Genomic DNA, 3,769 nt, shown 5'->3' with positions numbered 1-3,769 from the left:
GAAGAAGTAAAAAAAATGTGCCCTGTAACAAAAGGTGCAAAACATGGTCCTGCACCAATACCTGAAGAAGGTAAATGGGTAAAAGCAAAAGAAATTAAAGACATCAGCGGTTTAACACACGGAGTAGGTTGGTGTGCACCGCAACAGGGAGCTTGCAAACTTACGCTTAATGTAAAAAACGGAATAATTGAAGAAGCTCTTGTTGAAACTTTAGGCTGTTCGGGAATGACACATTCTGCTGCAATGGCTGCAGAAGTTTTATCGGGTAAAACATTGCTTGAAGCATTAAATTCCGACCTCGTTTGCGATGCAATCAATACCGCAATGAGAGAACTTTTCTTACAAATAGTTTACGGAAGAACTCAAACCGCATTTTCCGAAAACGGACTTCCCGTAGGTGCAGGGCTTGAAGATTTGGGTAAAGGTTTAAGGTCTCAAGTCGGAACAATGTACAGCACAAAAGAAAAAGGTGTTCGTTATTTGGAAATGGCGGAAGGTTATGTTTTGGAAATCGGGCTTGATAAAAATTCCGAAGTTATCGGATATAAATATGTTCATATCGGTAAAATGATGGAAGCAATAAGAAAAGGTATGGACCCGAAAGAAGCACTTGAAAAAAATACCGGTACTTACGGAAGGTTTAACGAAGCTGTTAAAAAAATAAATCCAAGACATGAATAGAAGTAAAGTTCTTTTAAAAATATTTTCTCTTTTGTTATTTTAAAAATTCTCTTTTTCGCACTCAGTGTCGCCATTCGTTTGAAATTTTTAAAGCCGTCCGTTAACTTGAATTTTTTGGACATCAAAAGGTAACCAAAAAATTCTTCAAACAGTAAAGGACTAAAAAACTAATAGAATTTATAGTTTTTTACTCTAAAAATTTCTGCACTCATAAGCGGCTCCAAGTCGTGCTTCAAAAGAAATTTTTAAAAGTGTAGTTGTTAAGTAAAATATATGATATATCATTAATAAACTATCAGCTCTAAGCTTTAAGCTTTAAACTAAAAAACGGAGTAAAAATATGGTTAAATTTGAAGGTTATGAAAGAAGGATAGACAAAATAAACGGCTGTATGAAAAAATACGGTATAAAAGATTTGGAAGATGCAAAAGCAATTTGCTCTTCAAAAGGTATTGATGTTGAAGCCATAGTTAAAGGTGTTCAACAAATAGCATTTGAAAATGCCGTTTGGGCATATACACTTGGTGATGCAATTGCAATAAAAGAAGGTGCAAAAACTGCATCTAAAGCTGCAGAACTTATAGGTATAGGACTTCAAGCATTTTGTATTCCGGGTTCTGTTGCAGACCAAAGAGCAGTAGGTTTAGGACACGGAAATTTGGCTGCAATGTTACTTAGAGAAGAAACAAAATGTTTCTGCTTTTTGGCAGGGCATGAATCTTTTGCAGCTGCGGAAGGTGCAATAGGTATTGCAAGAACGGCCAACAAAGTAAGAAAAGAACCTTTAAGAGTTATTCTTAACGGGCTCGGTAAAGATGCCGCATATATTATTTCAAGAATAAACGGTTTTACAGCCGTTGAAACCGAATATGATTATCATACCGGAAAATTAAATATAGTAAGCGAAAAGGCATTTTCCGACGGAGATAAAGCAAAAGTTAAATGCTACGGTGCAGATGATGTTAGTGAAGGCGTGGCAATAATGATACACGAAGGTGTAGATGTTTCAATTACCGGAAATTCAACAAACCCTACAAGGTTTCAACATCCGGTTGCAGGAACTTATAAAAAATGGGCAATTGAAAACGGTAAAAAATATTTTTCCGTAGCTTCGGGCGGCGGAACCGGAAGAACATTACATCCGGATAATATGGCTGCAGGTCCTGCTTCTTACGGTATGACAGATACTATGGGAAGAATGCACGGCGATGCACAGTTTGCAGGTTCGTCTTCGGTTCCTGCTCATGTTGAAATGATGGGGCTTATAGGTATGGGTAACAACCCTATGGTAGGTGCATCGGTTGCAGTTGCCGTTGCCGTTGAACAGGCAGCAAAATAATTTGATTGGTTTAAATAAATAACGGTTTAAAAGGTTGAAGATTTTATTAACGGAATCTTCAACCTTTTTATTCCGTAAGGTTTCCTGCTTCTGCTTCGGCAAGAATATTGTATATTCCTTCAATTTCTTCTAAACTCATTCCTTCCTGACAGTAAGCCGAATAATAGTAAGTTGAATTTGACATGTACATAACATAAATCTTATCATCTTTTGCTCTTATATTAACGGGAACAGCACCTTTTAATTTAATTTGTTTGTCTATAGGGTAATATGTGTAAACTCCGCTTATATCACCGTATCTTATATCTCTGTTACTTTTTCTTAAAAAAACAAATCTTAAATCGGATATCATATATTTTATTTCCATTATTCCTTCGGAAGCTTTTATTTCGTAATAATTTTTTAATTTTACCGGAAAATTAAAACCTGCAATTTCTGCCGCCTCATCTAAATTTAAACAATATCTGCGAGGATTCGGAAGCAATATTATATTTGCAGGTTTTGTAACATTATTGTTTTTGGAGTAAGAATATCCCGTCGGTAATATAAAAACAATTCCAATAAAAATAAAAAATATAAGTTTTTTCATAACATTTATTTTAGCATATTTATTTTCATGTGGATGTAAATTTTACTCAAGAAATACTGAATATAAATTGAATAAAAATATCTATTGACAAAAAATTTTTATTATTATACAATTTCATCCGTTGCGAAAATCGGATTGCAACAAAGTTCTTTTAAAGCGGTTGAAATTAGAAAAAGCTTAATAATGTTTAAAAATCAATTGGCATTAACATTAAGCTCTAATCATTCAGCCCTAAGCGGAAATTTTGCACGGCAAAATTTCTACTTGACAAATTTTTAAAAGTGTTGTATAATAACTCCGCTTTAATAAATATTTGAAAAACAAGTTTACAAAAAATAAAAAAGTACTTGACAAATTTTTTAAAGTATGTTATAATTATCAAGCTTTAGCAATAAAGCATGTTCTTTTAGTCGGTAGATTTAAAATTAAGAATTTAAGAAGTATTAAAGAAATAGTAAAGGTTCATGAAGTTCCTTATCGGAAAGGACACCTAAACTAAATATGCAGAGAAAAAGTATCTTTGCTTAAGATGTATAAAAAGCAAAGCGGTAGTTTTTTCTCGTCAATAAAGCGAATAGCTTTAAGAAAGCACTGAATAGTTTCGGTGCGAAAGATTGTGAGAAGATTTTGCTTTTAAAGAGGCGGAGTTTCGTAGGAATAATAGCTTATTTTGAGAAACTGCAACGAATTTAAAAACAAAATATACCGCAAGGTTTTGCGGTGAAATTATTGAGTGCTTTCTTGTTGTTCTTTGAAAACTAAATAATGTGCAAATAAGTGCCCTGTAAAAGGGGCAATCAAATAATTTAAAGGTCCTAGTTGTTTTATTTGATGTTTATATATGTTTAAACATATATTATTAATGTAATTAAGAGCTTAAACAAAACTCTATAAAATTTTTTTATGGAGAGTTTGATCCTGGCTCAGAATTAACGCTGGCGGCGTGCCTAACACATGCAAGTCGAGCGAATTCTTACAGAGCATCGTAAGAGTTAGCGGCAAACGGGTGAGTAACACATGGGAAACCTCCCTCGAAATGGGGAATATCTTCGTGAAAACGGAGTTAATACCGCATAAGACCACAGTTTGGCATCAGACAGGGGTCAAAGCAGCAATGCGTTTCGAGATGGTCCTGTGTCCTATCAGCTAGTTGGTGGGGT

General features: G+C 34.3%; 3 protein-coding genes and 1 rRNA gene. 3 read left to right on the top strand and 1 reads right to left on the bottom strand.

The genetic code is table 11. The annotated features are described in order from the left end of the window. Nucleotides 1–15 precede the first annotated feature (15 nt). Nucleotides 16–681, top strand: a complete 666-nt coding sequence (locus tag ACMUOV_RS05375; RefSeq protein ID WP_413854080.1) for an iron-sulfur cluster assembly scaffold protein — start codon at nucleotides 16–18, stop codon at nucleotides 679–681. A 340-nt stretch (nucleotides 682–1,021) separates the two neighbouring features. Continuing rightward, the gene (locus tag ACMUOV_RS05370; protein ID WP_413854079.1) at nucleotides 1,022–2,020 is read left to right on the top strand and encodes a GGGtGRT protein; all 999 of its coding nucleotides are present in this window, start codon (nucleotides 1,022–1,024) and stop codon (nucleotides 2,018–2,020) included. A 67-nt stretch (nucleotides 2,021–2,087) separates the two neighbouring features. On the opposite strand, the gene ACMUOV_RS05365 is transcribed toward ACMUOV_RS05370, so the two are convergent. Next, the gene (locus tag ACMUOV_RS05365) at nucleotides 2,088–2,609 is read right to left on the bottom strand and encodes a hypothetical protein (protein WP_413854078.1); all 522 of its coding nucleotides are present in this window, start codon (nucleotides 2,607–2,609) and stop codon (nucleotides 2,088–2,090) included. A gap of 900 nt (nucleotides 2,610–3,509) precedes the next feature. Between ACMUOV_RS05365 and ACMUOV_RS05360 the strand changes: the two genes are divergently transcribed. Continuing rightward, nucleotides 3,510–3,769 (top strand): 16S ribosomal RNA (locus ACMUOV_RS05360); the annotation flags it as partial.

The sequence above is a fragment of the Candidatus Ruminimicrobium bovinum genome, from assembly GCF_902760015.1.
Classification (GTDB): domain Bacteria; phylum Elusimicrobiota; class Endomicrobiia; order Endomicrobiales; family Endomicrobiaceae; genus Ruminimicrobium; species Ruminimicrobium bovinum.
This window is presented reverse-complemented; position numbering and strand designations above follow the sequence as displayed.

What these genes read in the sequence shown, in the direction of transcription:
- ACMUOV_RS05370 (WP_413854079.1), top strand. Translation starts at nt 1,022, where the DNA reads ATGGTTAAATTTGAAGGTTATGAAAGAAGGATAGACAAAATAAACGGC.
- ACMUOV_RS05365 (WP_413854078.1), bottom strand. Translation starts at nt 2,609, where the DNA reads ATGAAAAAACTTATATTTTTTATTTTTATTGGAATTGTTTTTATATTA.
- ACMUOV_RS05375 (WP_413854080.1), top strand. Translation starts at nt 16, where the DNA reads ATGTGCCCTGTAACAAAAGGTGCAAAACATGGTCCTGCACCAATACCT.